The organism is Streptomyces sp. NPDC031670, assembly GCF_055580545.1.
In genome coordinates this window covers 41916-59781 of the sequence record NZ_JBVILC010000021.1, presented here as the reverse complement: position 1 = coordinate 59781, position 17866 = coordinate 41916, and the positions used below count along the sequence as shown (strand labels likewise).

The 17866-nt window shown below is 69.9% G+C and carries 13 protein-coding genes; 8 read left to right on the top strand and 5 right to left on the bottom strand.

Annotated features, from left to right (window positions below):
- The first annotated feature begins 9 nt into the window (after positions 1 to 9).
- The 4 genes from mqnE (at position 10) to ACZ5ID_RS29900 (ending at position 2795) form a co-directional block, all read left to right on the top strand.
- Positions 10 to 1188, top strand: coding sequence for an aminofutalosine synthase MqnE (gene mqnE, locus ACZ5ID_RS29915; RefSeq protein ID WP_468904020.1), 1179 nt, complete (start codon positions 10 to 12; stop codon positions 1186 to 1188).
- Positions 1189 to 1192: 4 nt separating this feature from the next.
- Positions 1193 to 1717, top strand: coding sequence for a GNAT family N-acetyltransferase (locus ACZ5ID_RS29910; RefSeq protein ID WP_468904019.1), 525 nt, complete (start codon positions 1193 to 1195; stop codon positions 1715 to 1717).
- A 61-nt stretch (positions 1718 to 1778) separates the two neighbouring features.
- On the top strand, positions 1779 to 2075 hold the full coding sequence (locus ACZ5ID_RS29905; RefSeq protein WP_406553571.1) for a DUF4229 domain-containing protein: 297 nt from the start codon (positions 1779 to 1781) through the stop codon (positions 2073 to 2075).
- 60 nt (positions 2076 to 2135) lie between these two features.
- Entirely contained in the window at positions 2136 to 2795 is a 660-nt protein-coding gene (locus tag ACZ5ID_RS29900) for a TetR/AcrR family transcriptional regulator (RefSeq protein WP_468904018.1), read from the top strand.
- A gap of 70 nt (positions 2796 to 2865) precedes the next feature.
- Here the strand turns inward: ACZ5ID_RS29900 and ACZ5ID_RS29895 are convergent, their stop codons facing one another.
- Positions 2866 to 6477, bottom strand: coding sequence for a ricin-type beta-trefoil lectin domain protein (locus tag ACZ5ID_RS29895; protein ID WP_468904016.1), 3612 nt, complete (start codon positions 6475 to 6477; stop codon positions 2866 to 2868).
- 284 nt (positions 6478 to 6761) lie between these two features.
- Here ACZ5ID_RS29895 and ACZ5ID_RS29890 point away from each other — a divergent pair, with 284 nt between their 5' ends.
- Both ACZ5ID_RS29890 and ACZ5ID_RS29885 read left to right on the top strand, forming a co-directional pair.
- Positions 6762 to 13226 carry an RHS repeat domain-containing protein gene (locus tag ACZ5ID_RS29890; protein WP_468904013.1) on the top strand — a complete coding sequence of 2155 codons (6465 nt, stop codon included), beginning with the start codon at positions 6762 to 6764 and terminating at the stop codon, positions 13224 to 13226.
- On the top strand, positions 13223 to 13585 hold the full coding sequence (locus ACZ5ID_RS29885) for a hypothetical protein (RefSeq protein WP_468904010.1): 363 nt from the start codon (positions 13223 to 13225) through the stop codon (positions 13583 to 13585). Before ACZ5ID_RS29890 ends, ACZ5ID_RS29885 begins: the two co-directional genes overlap by 4 nt.
- A gap of 64 nt (positions 13586 to 13649) precedes the next feature.
- Here ACZ5ID_RS29885 and ACZ5ID_RS29880 read toward each other — a convergent pair whose 3' ends face one another.
- On the bottom strand, positions 13650 to 13877 hold the full coding sequence (locus ACZ5ID_RS29880; RefSeq protein WP_468904008.1) for a DUF397 domain-containing protein: 228 nt from the start codon (positions 13875 to 13877) through the stop codon (positions 13650 to 13652).
- Positions 13874 to 14707 carry a helix-turn-helix domain-containing protein gene (locus tag ACZ5ID_RS29875; RefSeq protein ID WP_468904005.1) on the bottom strand — a complete coding sequence of 278 codons (834 nt, stop codon included), beginning with the start codon at positions 14705 to 14707 and terminating at the stop codon, positions 13874 to 13876. Before ACZ5ID_RS29875 ends, ACZ5ID_RS29880 begins: the two co-directional genes overlap by 4 nt.
- Positions 14708 to 14828: 121 nt before the next feature.
- Between ACZ5ID_RS29875 and ACZ5ID_RS29870 the strand changes: the two genes are divergently transcribed.
- Positions 14829 to 15239, top strand: coding sequence for an ATP-binding protein (locus ACZ5ID_RS29870; protein WP_468904003.1), 411 nt, complete (start codon positions 14829 to 14831; stop codon positions 15237 to 15239).
- A gap of 100 nt (positions 15240 to 15339) precedes the next feature.
- Here the strand turns inward: ACZ5ID_RS29870 and ACZ5ID_RS29865 are convergent, their stop codons facing one another.
- Positions 15340 to 15543, bottom strand: coding sequence for a cold-shock protein (locus ACZ5ID_RS29865; RefSeq protein ID WP_006347360.1), 204 nt, complete (start codon positions 15541 to 15543; stop codon positions 15340 to 15342).
- A 260-nt stretch (positions 15544 to 15803) separates the two neighbouring features.
- Here ACZ5ID_RS29865 and ACZ5ID_RS29860 point away from each other — a divergent pair, with 260 nt between their 5' ends.
- Positions 15804 to 16652: a menaquinone biosynthetic enzyme MqnA/MqnD family protein gene (locus tag ACZ5ID_RS29860; RefSeq protein WP_468904001.1), complete on the top strand. Its 849-nt coding sequence runs from the start codon at positions 15804 to 15806 to the stop codon at positions 16650 to 16652.
- A gap of 12 nt (positions 16653 to 16664) precedes the next feature.
- On the opposite strand, the gene ACZ5ID_RS29855 is transcribed toward ACZ5ID_RS29860, so the two are convergent.
- Complete coding sequence (locus ACZ5ID_RS29855) at positions 16665 to 17714, bottom strand: alpha/beta hydrolase (protein WP_468903998.1); 1050 nt, start codon at positions 17712 to 17714, stop codon at positions 16665 to 16667.
- Positions 17715 to 17866: the final 152 nt, after the last annotated feature.

Below are 17866 nucleotides of genomic sequence, written 5' to 3'. Positions count from 1 at the left end.
GGCCGCCGCATGACCGCATCGATCACGGATGTGGGCTTCAAGCGCGAGCTGGAGGCGAAGGTCCGAGCCGGTGAGCGGCTGTCCCGTGAGGACGGCGTGGCTCTCTACGAGTCGGACGACCTCGCCTGGCTCGGCGGCCTCGCGCACGAGGTGCGCACCCGCAAGAACGGTGACGTCGTCCACTTCAACGTCAACCGGCACCTCAACATGACGAACGTGTGCACCGCGTCCTGCGCGTACTGCTCGTTCCAGCGCAAGCCGGGCGAGAAGGACGCGTACACGATGCGCATCGAGGAGGCCGTCCGCCTCGCCAAGGCGATGGAGAACGAGAACCTCACCGAGCTGCACATCGTCAACGGGCTCCACCCGACGCTGCCCTGGCGCTACTACCCGCGTTCGCTCAAGGCCCTCAAGGAGGCCCTGCCGAACGTCGGTCTGAAGGCGTTCACGGCGACGGAGATCCACCACTTCGAGACCATCTCGGGGCTGACCGCCTCCGAGATCCTCGACGAGCTGATCGAGGCGGGCCTCGAATCGCTCACCGGCGGCGGCGCGGAGATCTTCGACTGGGAGGTCCGTCAGCACATCGTCGACCACTCCACCCACTGGGAGGACTGGTCGCGCATCCACCGGCTCGCCCACGAGAAGGGTCTCAAGACCCCGGCGACGATGCTGTACGGGCACATCGAGGAGCCCCGGCACCGGGTCGACCACGTGCTGCGGCTGCGTGAGCTCCAGGACGAGACCGGCGGCTTCCAGGTCTTCATCCCGCTGCGCTACCAGCACGACTTCGTGGACATGCAGGACGGCAAGGTCCGCAACAAGCTCCAGGCGCGCACCACGATGGCGACCGGCGCGGAGGCCCTGAAGACCTTCGCGGTCTCGCGGCTGCTCTTCGACAACGTGCCGCACGTGAAGTGCTTCTGGGTCATGCACGGCGTCCAGACCACGCAGCTCGCGCTCCAGTTCGGCGCCGACGACATGGACGGCTCGGTCGTCGAGTACAAGATCACGCACGACGCGGACAACTACGGCACGCCCAACAAGCTGACCCGTGACGACCTGCTCGACCTGATCCGCGAGGCCGGGTTCCGCCCGGTGGAGCGCAACACGCGCTACGAGATCATCCGCGAGTACGACGGCCCGGACCCGGCGCTGCGCGAGTCGCCCCAGGCCATGCGGATCTGATTCCGTGGCGCTGACCTTCACGCTCGACCCGCCCCTCACCCGTGAGCTGCGCGAGGGGGTCCTCGGGCTGTGGGTGGACGTGTCGGAGGCCGGGGGCGCGGTCGGGTTCGTGCCTCCGGTGGCCGTCGAGGACGTCCGGGCCGAGCTGGTGCGCCATCTCGCGGGGATGGCCGAGGGGCGCATACGGCTGCTGGTCGGCCTCGACGAGGACGGGGCCGTCGCCGCGACCGCGTTCCTGGTGCGCAACACGCACCGGCTGATGCGGCACTGGATATGGGCGTACACCGTCATGGTGCACCCCGCCCGCCAGGGCCGCGGCCACGGCCGCGACCTCATGGCGGCGCTGGCCGGCGCCGCCCGCTCGCTGGACGGGATCGAGGCGGTCCGCCTGACCTGCCGCGGCGGTCTGGGCCTGGAGGGCTTCTACGCCTCCTGCGGCTACCGGGAGGTCGGCCGGGTGCCGGGGGCGATCCGCGTCGCGGACGGGGACGACCGCGACGACATCACGATGCTGCTCCCGCTGAATTGATCCAATAACGGACGTGCTTCACTGGTCGGGCAGGGTCGCCGTACGAGAGAGAAGGTCAGCCGTGAACATCGCCAAGCCGAGCGCCACCGTCCGGTACACCGCGATGCGCGTCGCCGTCTTCGTCGCCTGCATGGTGTTCGTCGCCCTGCTGGTCCACTTCAAGATCATGCCCGCGGGCCTCGGGGACGCCAACGCGATCTGGGTCGTGCTGCTGGCGCTGGTCCTGTCCGCGCCGCTCAGCTTCGTACTGCTGCGCAAGCAGCGCGACGAGATGTCCGCGCAGATCGTCACCAAGGTGGAGTCGGCCAAGGCCCGCCTGGAGGCCAACCGCAGCCAGGAGGACGGCGCGGTCCAGTAGCCGCCCCGCACATACCCTTGCCCGGGAGCGGGACGTCGGCCCAGGAGGACACGGACTGATATGGGTGCGGGTGGGGACGCGGGTTCGGGCCGGGGCCGGCGGATGCCGCGGGCCGTACGTGAGCGGCAGATGCTGGACGCGGCCGTCCACACCTTCGCCCGGCTCGGGTACCGGGCCGCCTCCATGGACGAGATCGCCGAGCTGGCCGGGGTCTCCAAGCCGCTGGTCTACCTCTATCTGAACTCCAAGGAAGACCTCTTCACCGCCGTGATCCGGCGCGAGGCCCGTGCGCTCGTGGACGCGGTACGGGCCGGGACCGAGCCCGGACTGCCCGCCGACGCCCAGCTGTGGGCCGGGCTGCGGGCCTTCTTCGTCCACACCGCCGAGCACCCGGACGGCTGGGCGGTCCTGCACCGCCAGGCCCGCACCCACGGGGAGCCGTTCGCCGCCGAGGTCGCGGTGATGCGCGAGGAGATCGTGGCGTTCGTGACGGCCCTGATAGGCGCGGCGGCCCGGGAGGCCCACGACGCCCCGGACCTGGCCGCCCGCGACGTGGCCGGCCTGGCCGAGGCCCTGGTGGGAGCGGCGGAGTCGCTGGCGGGCTGGGCCAACGAGACGGAGGGCGCCTCGGCGAAGGAGGCGGCGGCCACGCTGATGAACTTCGCGTGGGTGGGGCTGGGCAGCCTGATGCGCGGGGAGCGCTGGACCCCGGGGCGGTGAGCCGACGCGGGTGCGCCCGCCCCCGGCAGGCCGGGGACGGGCGCACCCGCGGATCAGGCGGCGAGGGGCCTCAGAACAGACCCACCACGTCCTGCACCAGCGCCGCGTCGCCCACGATCGTGGATGTGCCGTGGGCGGTCGGGGTGCCGGGGTAGAAGCGCAGGCCGCCGGGGGCCGCCTTGAAGACCGCCCAGAAGTCGGGGGTCTCCTGGCCCGCCGTGGGAACGAACTTCAGATACGTGCCGGTGTCGACGACCGTGCCCTGGGCGTTGCCCGCGCCCGCGAAGAACGGGATGTTGGTGGACTGCCAGGAGTTCGGGCCGTAGACCGTGCGGGTGCCGATGCCGTACGTCGAGTTGCCCGAGGTGTCCGTCGCGCGGGTACCCGGGTACAGGTACAGCTTGCCGTAGTCGGCGTTGGCCGGGTCCGTGCTGATGTGGCGGCCGAGCAGGTCGGGGATGCCGTCGCCGTTGACGTCACCGGGCGAGGTGAAGTCGAAGCGGTCCCAGGAGGTGAAGCCGAACTGCTTGGCGGGGAGCAGCTTGTACGAGCCGGGCTCGGCGGAGAGGGGGCCCTCGGCGGTGCCGGAGTAGAGCCACATCCCCTCGCCCTCCTGGACGATGAGGTCGGAGCCGGGCATGCCGTCGGCGTCGCGCGGCGTGAGGATCTGGCCGGTGCCCGCCCAGGTGCCGGGGGCCGTCCAGTCCTGGGTGGCGGCGGCGCCGCAGTTCATGATCTGCACGGGCGTGCTCTTGACGGCCGCGCCGGCCGCCGTGTCCAGACAGCGGCCCGAGCCCTGGTTGAGCAGCGAGCCGTCACCGCGGTCCAGCCACTGCTGGGCGGGGCTGCCGTCGCAGTCGGCCAGCTGGACCGCCGAGGCCAGATCGGTGCCGGCCGCCGCCGCGCACTTGCCGAGCACCTTCAGGGCGCCGCCGGTGAGCTGGAAGTCCTGGGCGGTGGTGGCGTTGCAGGTGTAGATCTGGAGCGGGGTGCCGTTGGCGCTGTTCGCGGACTTCACGTCCAGGCAGAGGCCGCCGGGGCCGGTCAGCGGGCCGTTGTCCTTGCCGGTGGGCCGCAGCAGCTCCTTGCGCTGCGTGGTCAGCGGCATCCCGTTGCCGTCGCCCGGGTACAGGTAGAGCTTGTTGCCGACCTTGACGAAGAAGTCCTCGTACCCGTCCATCGTCTGGCCGTCGGTGGCGGCGATGAAGTCGCCCCGGTGGGCCACGCGCACACCGTTCCAGCCGCCCGAGGCGAGGGTGCGCGGCGCCGTCAGGGTGCCGTCGCCCTTGCCGCTGAACAGTCGCAGCGTGCCGTCGGACGCGGTGGCCAGCAGGTCGACCTGGCCGTCGCCGTCGAGGTCGCCCGGCAGGTCGCCGTGGACCCGCCCGGCCGAGTCGTGCACGAAGGCGGGCCGGTCGGTGGCGATCAGGGTGGTGTCGGTGGGCGCCGAACCGCCGCCGTACGCGGAGGTGTTGCCCGCCTTGTCGTACGCCTCCACATGCAGCCGGTTGCTGGGCCACAGGCTGGGCTTCACGGTCACCGTGGCGGTGCCGTCGGCACCGGCCTTCACATACGTACCGCTGGGGCACCGCAGAGCGGAGACCGACAGCGGCTGGTTGAGCGAGTAGCAGAAGCCGTCCACGCCGCCCTGGTCGGTGGAGGCGAACCTGACCGTACGGTCGGTGCGCGCGGGCAGCTCCGCCACGTCCAGCGGGTGGCCGTCGGTGGCGGTCACGGTGGGCTGGGCGGGCGCGGCCCTGTCCACGCCGAAGCCGCAGCCCGTGGTCCACGCCGAGGTGTCCAGGCCGTCACGGGACTGGACGGTCCAGGTGTAGCGCTTGCCGGTGGCGAGCAGGGCGGCGTCGATCCGGGCCTGGGCGGTGCCGCCCGCGGTCACGGTCGAGGTGGGCGAGGAGATGACCGCGCCGGTGTCGTAGTCCTTCAGCTGGAAGGCGGCGGTGATCTGGCCGCCCTCCGGGTCGGAGATCTTCGCGGTGAGGGTGAGGCCGTCGTTGCCGACGACCGGGAAGGCGGCCGGGTCGGTGGAGCAGGCGATCGGCAGCAGTCCGTCGGCGCCGGGTGCCCAGGAGCCCTGGAAGGCGCCGGAGGAGTCGACCTTGGGCGGCGAGTTGTAGGTGATCTCCAGGCTGGGGTCGTTCTGGAACTTCTTCCAGCTCTGCTCGTTGCCCTCGAAGTCGGCGCGTGAGCGCAGGCCGAGGGTCATGTCGTTGTCACCGGCGTCCGCGACGGCCTGCACCGCGGTCTTGATCGCGGCGGCGTCGAAGTCCTCGCCGGCGGCGGCGCACTGGGTCGAGGACCAGCCGTGCGCGAACGTCTTCTCCTGGAGGGTCTGCTTCCAGGCGGGCTGGTTGTTCCAGGTGGTCGAGGAGGAGATGGGGCCGGTCAGGCCCAGCTCCACGGGGGTCTTGGTACAGGACCACGAGTAGCTGTTGAAGACGTTGAACGTGGCCGAGATGATCTTCGATCCGGCCAGGCCCTTGGTGTTCAGCTGGAAGTAGGAGCGGGCGGTGCCGTTGGTCGAGTTCTCGTGGCCGAGGCGGGCGATCTTGTCGCTGAAGGTGCCGCCGTTCCAGTACGCGGTGTTGGCGATCGAGGAGTTGCCCGACTGCTTGTACGCCATCGCCCAGTTGTTGCGTCCGCCGCCGGAGAAGACGGGGTCGATGACGACCGGGAAGACCGTCTTCGGGTCCTTCAGCATCGCCGCGTCCGGCGTGATCCGCAGGTGGTCGCCGCTGACCTCGGTGCCCATCGGGACGAGCTCGGGGGGCGCGGTTTCGGCCGGGCGCGCACCGCGGGCGAGCTGGGCCGCCGCCTGCTTCGGCAGGTGCGAGGAGTCCCACATGGTGGGCGCGGGGGCGGTGAAGAGCCGGGCGCCGGAGCGGGTGTCGGTGGCCGTCAGATTGCCCTTGGCGTCCGCCTTCAGGCGCGCGCCCGCCAGGTGCAGGGCGAGCGAGAGCTCGGCCAGGCGCGGGTTGGAGGCGGCCTCGCGGGTCTTGACGACCAGGTGCTGGGCGAAGCCGTCGACGTCGGCCCGCAGGGTGAGGTCGACGCCGGGCAGCACCTCGGGGTAGAGGGCGGTGTCGCCCTCGACGCGCGGCTGCGGCAGCGCGTCCGGCCAGGAGACCGAGAGAGCCCTGCCGTCCTTGGTCATCGTGGCGAGCGGGCCGGTGCCGCCGCCGGAGAAGGAGATGCCGAAGGTGGCGGCGGCCGGGGCGTACCGGCCGTCGGCGCCCTGCTTCAGCGTGGCGTCGGCCGCGCGCCAGTCCCCGGCGACCCGGGCGAAGGCGGGGCGGACGTACTGGCGCATGGTGAGCGACCCGTCCGGGTTGGCCAGCACCTGTGACATCTCGTCGCGGCGGTCCAGGATCTCGACCTGGCGGCCGGTCCGCTTCGCCTGCGCGCGCGCCCGGGCCTCGGCGGTGGCGGACGCCCGCGCCGCGGAATCAGTAATTCCGGAGACCTTGACTCCGGAATTACTGATTCCAGAAGTGTTGGTTTCGGCCGCGGAGCCCTGGGTTCCATGCGTACTTGTCCGGCTCTGTGTACCCCCGCCGGTGATCTCGTCCGCAAATGCGGCGTGCGCCGCGGCCAGTTGTGCAAGACCGCCCGCACCGAGCGCGGCTGCCATCAGCGCGGTCGGCAGCCGTCTGCCGCGGCGCATGTGATGTCCCCTCACCAATCCCCACCCTCATATCAGTTAATGCTGCTTGCAGAGCGGGAGCGTAACGCCGGAATAACGTCCGAACTAGCCTGTTCGCACCCTTGGCTGCGTCTTTGCGTGTGTATGTTTCGGCAATTGTTCTCCTCTCGTTACCTCCCCTCTCAACTGCGGTGTTCGCATGGCGAATTGTGCTTCCGCCCGTAAATTCCTTGGTGTTAAGTTCCCCGAGGCGCCCCTGACTTGGGGCGCCTTTTGAGCTGAATACGGAGAGTTGGAGACTTCCAGTGAGTCGTACACGGGCGGGGACTTCGAGATACGACGAGGACTCGGGAGGAGCCAGACGCCGCCGCGCCACGGCGGCGCTGGGCGCGCTTACGGCGAGCGCGGTGCTGGTCACGTTGTTGCCGAGCGTCGCGGCGGCGGCCGGGAAGGTCGATTTCTCACTGCGTTCGGTGCAGAAGACGGCCTCGGTTTCCGGCTCCGAGCTGGGCGGGGGCGGCTCCGCCGCCAGGAGCGAGACCGCGAAGCGTCCCTGGCGGGCGCCGAAGGTGACCTGGCCGGCGGCCGGGGACAGCGAGGTGGACCTGAGCGGGGTCGCGCCCGATGCGTTGGCAAAGAGCGCGGCGGGCCGGAGCGTGGCCGGATCACGTCACGCGGTGGCACCGGGCAGCCCGGTCGGTATCGCCCCGCTCGCGCCGAAGTCCGCCAAGTCGGCCAAGTCCGCCGAGGGTTCCGCCGCGCCCGGTGCGCCCGCCAGGGTGCGGGTGCGGATGGGCGACCGCGGGGCGGCCGACCGGCTGGGCCTCGACGGGGTCGTGCTCGGGGTCGCCCGTGACGACCGGGGGGCCGTGGCGGGGCGGGCTTCCGTGCAGCTCGACTACAAGGGGTTCCGGGGGGCGTACGGGGCGGACTGGGCCACCCGGTTGCGGCTCGTGCGGCTGCCCGGGTGTGCCCTGACGACGCCGGAGAAGGCACAGTGCCGTACGGTCACGCCGCTGGCCTCGCACAACGACTCCACGTCCGGGCTGCTGACGGCCGAGGTCGACCTGGCGCCGGACACCGGGACGAGGAGCGCGGCCCCGGCCGCCCCCGCCTTCACCGTGCTCGCCGCCACCGCCACCCCCGACGGGGCCAACGGGGACTTCAAGGCGACCTCGCTCTCCGCGTCCGGGAGCTGGACCGCGGGGGGCAACGAGGGCGGGTTCTCCTGGGAGTACCCGCTTCAGGTGCCGCCCGTGCCCGGCGAGCTGTCCCCCAAGCTCGCCCTCGGCTACTCCTCCTCGGGTGTCGACGGCCGGACCGCCTCCAGCAACAACCAGCCCTCCGCGCTCGGCGAGGGCTGGCAGATGGAGATGGGCTTCATCGAGCGGCAGTACATGGCCTGCAAGGACGACAACGGTACGGGCACCAACGCCCCCTCCAAGTCCGGTGACCTGTGCTGGCGTTCGGACAACGCGATGATGTCCTTGAACGGCTCCTCGACCGAGCTGGTCAGGACCGGCACCGGCGACGTGTGGCGGCCCGCCGAGGACGACGGCTCGCGCATCGAGCGGGTCAAGGGCACCGCCACCGACACCAACAACGGTGACGACGACAACGAGTACTGGAAGGTGACCACGCTCGACGGCACCCAGTACTGGTTCGGAAAGAACCGCCTCCCCGGCTGGAGCACCGGCAAGACCGAGACCGGCTCCGCCTACACCGTCCCGGTCTACGGCAACCACACCGGCGAGCCCGGCCACGCCACCGCCTTCACGGACTCGGTCCGCAACCAGGGCTGGCGCTGGAACCTCGACTACGTGGTCGACCCGCACGGCAACGCGATGGCGCTCTTCTACACCCAGGAGAAGAACGCCTACGCCAAGAACTCCGGCGGCTCCACGACCACCAAGCCCAAGGCGGACGCGTCCTACACACGCGGCGGCTACCTCGACCACATCGAGTACGGCCACCGCGCCGGACAGGTCTACGCGGCCCAGCCCGCCGCCAAGGTGAACTTCGCCATGGCCGACCGCTGCCTGGGCACCGCCACCGACTGCGCCTTCGACAAGGCGCACGCCTCGAACTGGCCGGACACCCCGGTCGACGAGGTCTGCGCGCTCGGCGCGGACTGCCTCAACGGCTCGCCGTCGTTCTGGTCGAAGAAGCGGCTGACCTCGGTCACCACCCAGGTGCTCAAGGGCACCGGCTACGCGGACATCGACACCTGGGCCTTCGGGCAGAGCTTCCCCGGCACCGGTGACACCGGAGGCAACGGGCTCTGGCTCGACTCGATCACCCGCACCGGCAAGGCGGGCGGCACCGCCCTGTCGAACCCGGCGGTGACCTTCGGCGGCACCCTGATGCCCAACCGCGTGGACGCCTCCGAGGGCCGCCCGCCGCTGAACAAGTACCGCATCACCCGCATCAGCTCGGAGTACGGCGCCGACACCCTCGTCGAGTACTCGCCGACCGAGTGTGCCTACGCGAGCCCGCCGGACGAGGCGACCAACACCAAGCGCTGCTACCCGAACTGGTGGACCCCCGAGGGCGGCAGCGTGCCGGTCAAGGACTGGTTCCACAAGTACGTGGTGACCAAGGTGACCGAGGACGACAAGGTCGCGGGCACCGACTCGGAGGTGACCGAGTACGAGTACCTGGGCGGGATCGCCTGGGCCAAGGACACCAGCGAGTTCACCCTCGACAAGCACCGCACGTACAGCGACTACCGGGGCTACGGCAAGGTCCGCACCCGGACCGGCACGTCCAACAAGACGCTGTCGGAGACGACGTACCTGCGGGGCATCGCGGGCGCTCAGGTGGCCGACTCCTTCGGCGCCCTCTACACCGACGCCGAGCAGTACAGCGGCCAGGAGCTGGAGAGCGCCAGTTACGACAAGGACGGCGGCAGGATCGTCGAGTCGTCCGTGGACAAGCCGTGGTCGAAGCTGACCGCGACGCAGACCCGTCCCGGCACGACCGATCTGCACGCCTACCAGACGGACACCGAGTCCAGCACCGACAGGACCCTGCTGGACGACGGCAGCTGGCGCACCACGCGCTCGTCCGCCACCTTCGACGCCTACGGCCAGACCCTCACCGCCTCGGACGAGGGCGACATCGCCGTCTCGGGCGACGAGCAGTGCACCCGCACCACCTACGTCACCCCGGACACCACCAACTACCTGATCGCCTACATCGCCGCCGAGCAGAAGAGCTCCACCGTCTGCGGCACGGCTCCCACCGCGAGCACGGTCACCGGCGAGACCCGCACCACGTACGACACGAGCGCGTACGGCGCCGCGCCCGTCGCGGGCAAGGCGCTGCCCTCCAAGATCGAGGAGCTGGACCACTACAGCGCCGGGCTGCCGGTGTACGTCACCACCTCCACCGCGCTCTACGACGCGTACGGGCGGATGACGCAGACCGTCGACGCGGCCGGGGCCAAGACCCTCACCGCGTACACCCCGGCCACCGGGGCCCAGCCCACGACGGTGAAGACCACGGACAACATGGGCTTCACCACCAGCGTCGACCTCGACGGTCTGCGCGGTCTGACGCTGAAGGCGACCGACGCCAACGGCCGGGTCACCAGCCAGGAGTACGACGCGCTCGGGCAGCTCACCGCCGCCTGGAAGCCGGGCCGCACCAAGCCCGCCTCGGCCGACGTCACCTTCTCCTACCAGGTCAGGAACGACGGCCCGAGCGCCGTCACCTCCAACACGCTGCTGGAGAGCGGCAAGTACCGCAAGGCGGTGACGCTCTACGACGGTCTGCTGCGCAAGCGCCAGACCCAGACCGAGGCGTACGGCGGCACGGGCCGGCTGATCACGGACAGCTTCTACGACAGCCAGGGCCGCACCTACAAGGACAACGCCGAGTACTACAACGACCAGCCGGTCGCGACGGCCGTCCTCGCGGTGCCCGACAGCCAGGTCCCGGCGCAGACCGTGACCGAGTTCGACGGCATGGGCCGCACCACCGCCTCCATCGCGCTCACCAAGGGCACCGAGCGGTGGCGCACGACCACCACCTACGGCGGCGACTGGACGGCGACCGTCCCGCCGAGCGGCGCCGCCGCCACGCTGGTGGTCAACAACGCCCACGACAAGCCGGTCGAGCTGCGCCAGTACAAGGACCGCAACCCGGTCATCGGCGCGAGCGCCGACAAGTACGAGGCGCTGAAGTACACCTACGACACCGCCGACCGGCTGACGAAGCTGGTCGACGCGGCGGGCAACACCTGGTCGGCCACCTTCGACCTGCGCGGCCGGCAGATCACCTCGTCCGACCCGGACAAGGGCGCCGTCTCCACGACGTTCACGCCCGACGGCAGGACGGAGACGACGAAGGACGCCCGGGGCACCACGCTGGCGTACACCTACGACGAGATCGGCCGTCCCACCAGCCTGCGCAAGGACGGCGTCACCGGCCCCAAGCTCGCCGAGTGGACGTACGACACCCTGGCCGGCGGCAAGAAGATGCTCAGCTCCTCGACCCGCTGGGACGGCGGCAACGCCTACACCACGGCCGTCAAGGGCTATGACGCGGCGGGCCGGGCCACCGGTTCGGTGATCACGGTCCCGGCGGCCGAGGGCAAGCTCCAGGGCACCTACGAGTTCAGCTCGACCTACACGCCGACCACGGGCCTGGCCAACACCACCACCTTCCCGGCCGGCGGCGGGCTTCCCGCGGAGACCGTCCGCCAGGGTTACACGGACTACGGCCTCGCGACCACGGTCGGCAACGGCACGGACGTGTACTCGCTGGGCAACCAGTACGCCCCGTCCGGTGAGATCCTCCAGACCGTGCTGGGCGCGGTCGGCGGACGCACCGTCCAGACGTACACCTACGAGGAGGACACCCACCGGCTCAGCAGCGTGGTCAACGACCGCGAGTCGCAGGGCCCGCAGACCATCGACAGCAAGGTCTACAGCTACGACGCGGCCGGCAACATCACCCGTATCCGCAACGACCGCGACGACAAGTCGGTCACCGACACGCAGTGCTTCACCTACGACTTCGCGGCGCGGCTCTCGCACGCGTGGACCGGCACGGACGACTGCGCGCTGAAGCCGTCGACGGACGTACGCCCGAAGGTGGGCGGCGTCGACCCGTACTGGTACTCGTACACCTACGACACGGTCGGCAACCGGGCCGCCGAGGTCCAGCACGACGTCACCGGCGACACCGCCAAGGACGTCCGGCGCGGCTACTCCTACCCGCAGCCGGGCGAGACCCGTCCGCACGGCATGGACAAGGTCGACGTCACCGGTCCCGGGGCGCGCACCGACGCGTTCGAGTACGACGCCTCCGGCAACACCACCCGCCGGGTGACCTCCGCCGGGGACCAGCAGCTGACCTGGGACGCCGAGGGCAACCTCGCCTCCTCCACGATCGGCGGCCAGACCTCCACGTTCCTCTACGACGCGGACGGCTCCCGGCTGCTGCGCCGGGACCCGGGCGCGGTGACCCTGTACCTGGGTGCGGAGGAGCTGACGCTGACCAGGGCGAGCGACACCGTGAGCGGCGTCCGCTACTACACGGCCGGCAACACGACCGTCGCGCGCGGCTCGGACGGCACGGTCACCTACCTCCTCGGTGACCACCAGGGCACCGACGAGGTGGCGGTCGACTCCGTCACCCTGTCGGTCACCCGCCGCGTCTCCGGCCCGTTCGGCACCCCGCGCGGCACCCAGCCGCAGTCGGGCTGGCCGGGCGACCGGGGCTTCGTGGGCGGCACCACCGACAAGTCCACGGGCCTCACGCACATGGGGGCCCGGGAGTACGACGCGGCCAACGGCCGGTTCGCGTCGGTGGACCCGGTCATGGACCTCTCGGACCCGCAGCAGATCAACGGGTACGCGTACGCCAACAACTCACCGGTCACCGACAGCGACCCGAGCGGCGAGTTCCACATCGGCCACATCTTCAAGAAGATCAAGCACGCGGTCAAGAAGGTGTTCCACCGGATCAAGCGGATCGTCCACCGCGTGGTGCACAAGGTGGCCCGCCACTACTCGCCGTACGCCATCGCCAAGAGGGCCATGTGGTCGCACGGCGAGAAGGGCACCCAGTTCGGCCACTTCAACGTGGGCAAGGGGCCCGACCGGGGCATCATCATGATGAAGTTCTTCATCCACACCAAGGACGCGATGAAGATCCCGGGCCTGGGCTACCAGCTGCTCGGCGACAACCGGGAGTACAGCACGGACCCGGACGCGGCCTACCGCATGGTCCTGTTCTGGGACACCGCCACGGGTGACGTGACCTTCAAGGTCTCGCCCTCCCACACCCGGCCCTCCACCAAGCACGTCTCGTCGTACCTGCTCAGCCAGGCGGGCGGCGGCGAGGGGTACGACATCGAGTCGCCGTCACGGATGATCCCGGCGGACCCGCTGTCGCTCAACGACTACCCGTCGGGGAGCGTCACCGGCCGCAACATCGTGAACTACAGCTTCCTCGGCCAGTACCACTCGAACTCGTCCAAGCTCGACCTCGGCATAGCCGGGGTGAACAGCCTGATGCCCCTGTTCTCGGTCGACACCCATGTGACGATCGCCGCCAACAAGGGCTCCGTGACGGTGACCAGGAAGGGAGACCATTACCCGGACATGGAGGTCGTCCAGTACCGTCGGACGCAGAAGCCGCTGGTGGTGGCCCACGACCGGATGGACCACGTCTCCGGTCTGGACTCGATGCCCTGGTACGGCAACAAGGACATGCGGTACTGGAACTCCGCCCAATGCCTGAAGGATCCGCCGAAGTGACCCACGCACCCTGGTTCCCGCGCTGCGCGGCGAGGTACGTACCGGTCTGTGCGATCGGCTGGTTCCTGGCCATGGCGCTGACCCCGCGCGGCGCGCTCTCCTTCGGGGAGCAGTTGGCGGACGGCGTGAACCTCATGCTGTACGTCGCGGCGGTCTCGCTGTTCCTGCTCCTCCTCCTGAGCCTGCTCAAGAGGTACGGGACGCCGGGCGGCTTCCGTACGGCGGCGGGGTTCCTGCTGCTCGTGCCGGTGCTGCCGCTGGCACTGGGCGGCGGGGGAGCGCTGTTCGGGATCATGCTCCTCACGCAGCTGGTCTTCGCGACGGCGGTCATGCCGAAGCCGGAGCTGCTGGCGGTGTGAGGTAGTGCGTAGGGGGAGGGGCCCGGCACCGGTCACGGTGCCGGGCCCCTCGCCGTGCCGGTGGTTACCGCGCGGCGTACGAGACGAACGCGGCCCAGGCGTGCGGTACGACGGTGATCTCCGGGCCCTGGGTGACCTTGGAGTCCCGGATGTGGATGGCGGCGGGGTGTGCGGCGACCTCGACGCATTCGCCGCCTTCGGCTCCGCTGTGGCTCGACTTGCGCCAGTCGTAGGCGACTTCTATGCAGTCCCCGCCCTCGGCGCCGCTGTAGCTGCTCTTGAACCAGTTCATGCGTCTCCCAGCATCTTCTCGATCAGGGCCAGCGACTCCCGGGGCGTGAGAGCCTGCGCCCGGATGATCCCATAGCGAGTGATGATGACGCGGACCTCTTCGGGATCCGTGATCAACCGAGGGTGCCCCTGGATCTCGGTGTACGCAACCTGCTGCCCCTTCTTGGTGGTTAGCAGATTGAACGGGCCGTCGATGCCGGGGCAGTCCTCGCGATCTGTAGGCATGATCTGAAGCTCGACAGTTCGCATCTGGGCGATGCGCAGGAGCTGCTGAAGCTGCTCCCCCCATACGGTGCTTCCACCGATGGGGTGTTGCAGGACGACCTCCTGGAACACGAAGCTGAACGTCGGTGACGGCCAGGCGTGAAGCACCTCCTGGCGGGCGAGGCGGTCGGCGACGCGCTTCTCGATGGTTTCGTCGCTCAGCAAGGGGCGCCGCTGGGTGAACAGTGCCCGCGCGTATGCCTCCGTCTGGAGCAGGCCGTGCACCGCCTGCGTGCCATAGTGGTGCAGCTCGATGGCCTCTGCCTCCAGCTGGGCGTAGCTCCGGTACCAGCCCGGATGGCGCACCCGGCCCTTGGCCTGAACGCTCTCGATCGCCTTGCGCGCAGCCTTCAGTACGCCCCCCGCGTTCAGGACGTCGTCCGCCTTGTCGAGGAAGTCCGGCTGGGTGATCCGTACACCCCGCTCCATCGCGGAGATCTGGCTCTCCGTGTAGCCGACGATCCGGCCGAACTCCTTCTGGGTCAGCCCGGCCCGGACGCGCAGCACCTTCAGCTGCTCACCCACGGCGATGAACAGCTCCGACGTGAGGCCGTCGTCATCATCCATGTACGTCTCCAGGGGTCACGGGCGACGACTCGTACAGGACTTTCGCCGTACCCGTACAGAAAGGCCGGTGTCGGGCGACACCCCTTGTTCAGCGTACGCACATCTCGTCACGCTCGGTGACATGAATTCCCAAATGACCACCCCCACGGTCGAGTTCGCGCGGCGGTTCGGCAGTACGCGGCGGGGTGCGAGCAGTGCGCGGAAGCTGGCGCTCGGGCAGTTGGACGCGTGGGGCGTGCCGCACGGGAGCGAGCGCTCCGACCGGGCCGCGCTGATCGTCGCGGAGCTGGCGGCCAACGCGGTGCTGCACGGCCACGTACCGGGGCACGAGTTCGAGCTCCGGCTGGCGCTCGGCACGGTGCTCCGCATCGAGGTGACCGACGCCAGGGCCGCGCGCCGGCCACTGCGCCCGGAGCCGGCCGGGGAGGCCGAGTCCGGGCGCGGGCTGCTGCTGGTGGAGGCGCTGGCGACGGCGTGGGGCGTGGCCGAGCGTCCGCCGGGCAAGACGGTGTGGGCGGAGGTGGGGCTCTAGCGGCGGACCGGAAAAAGGCAGGAGCCCTTTCCCGTACGTCGCCGTACGGGAAAGGGCTCCTTGGGTACTGCTGCTAGTCAGCGATCGCCGACCCGGGCAACTAGGCCGGGGTGACGTTCTCCGCCTGCGGGCCCTTCGGACCCTGCGTGACGTCGAAGTTCACGACCTGGTTCTCCTCGAGGGAGCGGAACCCGGCCGCGTTGATCGCGGAGTAGTGGACGAAGACATCCGGGCCGCCGCCGTCCTGGGCGATGAAGCCGAAGCCCTTTTCAGCGTTGAACCACTTGACGGTTCCGGTAGCCATAAGCCCTCCTTGGGCCAAAGGGTTGCCCTGCTCCAGAACCTGCTAAGAAGTCTGAAAACTACAAAAGCCTGCGGGTTACATGCTCCGCAGGCTCTGTACTGCAAGGGAAACCAAACTGCAACTTGCGCTGAGCGTAGCACGCAGGATCGGGGCTGCGGTAGAGGGAAAGATCACGTCACCCGGACGTTTGACAGCCCCGCGACGCGCTGACGAATGGACCCGCCGTAGCTGGACAAACCGGACAGGTCTAGTCTCGCGATGTGGACCAAACAACCACCCGGCCACGGGTCGGGCACATCCAGTTCCTCAACTGTCTGCCGCTCTACTGGGGCCTCGCCCGCACGGGCACCCTGCTCGATCTGGAGCTGACCAAGGACAGCCCCGAGAAGCTGAGCGAGCAGCTCGTCCGGGGAGATCTCGACATAGCGCCGGTGACCCTCGTGGAGTTCCTGCGCAACGCGGACGACCTGGTGGCCTTCCCCGACCTCGCGGTCGGCTGCGACGGCCCCGTCATGTCCTGCGTGATCGTCTCGCAGCGCCCGCTGGAGGAGCTCGACGGCGCCCGGGTGGCCCTCGGCTCCACCTCGCGCACCTCCGTACGCCTGGCGCAGCTGCTCCTTGCCGAGCGGTACGGCGTCACGCCCGAGTACTACTCGTGCCCGCCCGACCTCGGGCTGATGATGCAGGAGGCGGACGCGGCGGTCCTGATCGGGGACGCCGCCCTGCGCGCCTCGCTCCACGACGCCCCGCGCCTGGGGCTCCAGGTCCATGACCTGGGGGCCATGTGGAAGGAGTGGACGGGTCTGCCGTTCGTCTTCGCCGTGTGGGCGACCCGCAAGGACTACCTGGCCCGTGAGCCCGGGGTGGTGCGCGAGATCCACCAGGCGTTCCTGGCCTCCCGCGACCTCTCCCTGGAGGAGGTCACCAAGGTCGCCGAGCAGGCCGCCCGCTGGGAGGTCTTCGACGCGGAGCTGCTGGAGCGCTACTTCACCACCCTGGACTTCCGCTTCGGGGCCGACCAGATCGCGGGCGTACGGGAGTTCGCCCGCCGGACCGGACCGACCACCGGGTTCCCGGCGGACGTGACGGTCGAGCTGCTCGGCGCCTAGGCGAGCCCTCCGTCAGGGCGACGGGATCGGGGCCTGGAGCTTGCTGCTGATCCACTGCATGGTCCCGTCGCCCATCCCCTTGATGTAGGTGTGGGCGTTGTGCCGGCCGCCCTGGATCACCTGCAGGTGGGTCTTGACCGGCCCCTTGCCGTACCGGGCGATGAAGCCGTTCAGGTTCGCCATGCCGCCCTCCTTGGTGCCGATCTGGAAGGCGAGGTCGACCTCGGGGCCGTTGCGGTCGATCAGGGCCTGGGCCAGCTTCTCCGGGTTGTTCGCCTGCTTCTCGGCCTCGTGGCCGGCCCACAGCGGCGAGTCCGGCACGGTGTCGGGTCCGGAGGCGATCACGGCCTTGAACTGGTCGGGACGCTTCAGCACCGACTTCAGGCCGACGAAGCCGCCGGAGGAGGAGCCCATGAACGCCCAGCCGTCACGGGACTTGAAGGTCCGGAAGTTCGCCTTCACGAAGTCCGGCACGTCCTCGGTCATCCAGGTGCCCATCCTGGGCCGCCCCGGTATGTCACTGCCGTCGTAGTAGTACTTCGCGTCCGGGTTGAGGACCGGCATCACCACCACGAAGGGGACGCTCTTGCCCTCCTTGGACCACTGGGTGATGCTGCTCTGGAGCTTGAGGTCGGTGCCCATCCAGTAGTTCTTCGGGTAGCCGTTGCCGCCCGGCAGGGCTATGAGCACCGGGAAGCCGCTCTGCGCGTACTTGGGGTCGAAGTACTGCTTCGGCGCCCAGACCCACACCTTGCCCGTGAACCCCGACTTCTTCCCGTGAAGGGTGGTCATCCCGATCTTCGTGCCGTCCTCCAGCGTGTTCTGCGTGGTGAACTGCGCCTTCGGGCCGGTCGGCAGCAGGGTCTTCGCCACGGCCTCGGAGACCGCGCCCCCGCCCGCCTTGTTCTGCCCGCCGGGACCGCCGCCCTTGGGCGCGGGCGCCGGCGTGGAGGCCGCCGGGCTGTCGAAGCTCACCGGCTCGCCCTCGTCGGAGCAGCCGGAGACCAGCGCGACCGGGCCGAGGACGGCGGCGGCTATGAGTGCGGCGGTACGGCGATTCATACGTTGCTCCGAGACGGTCTGGTGCGGGTGCCGGCGGGCGGCGGGGTCTTCCGGGCGGACTCCGCAGGGAGAGACGACCGGGTACCGGTATCGGTTCGTCGCCGTACGGTCCCGATCCGGCCCGGCCCGGTGATCCGGCACACCCCACGCTC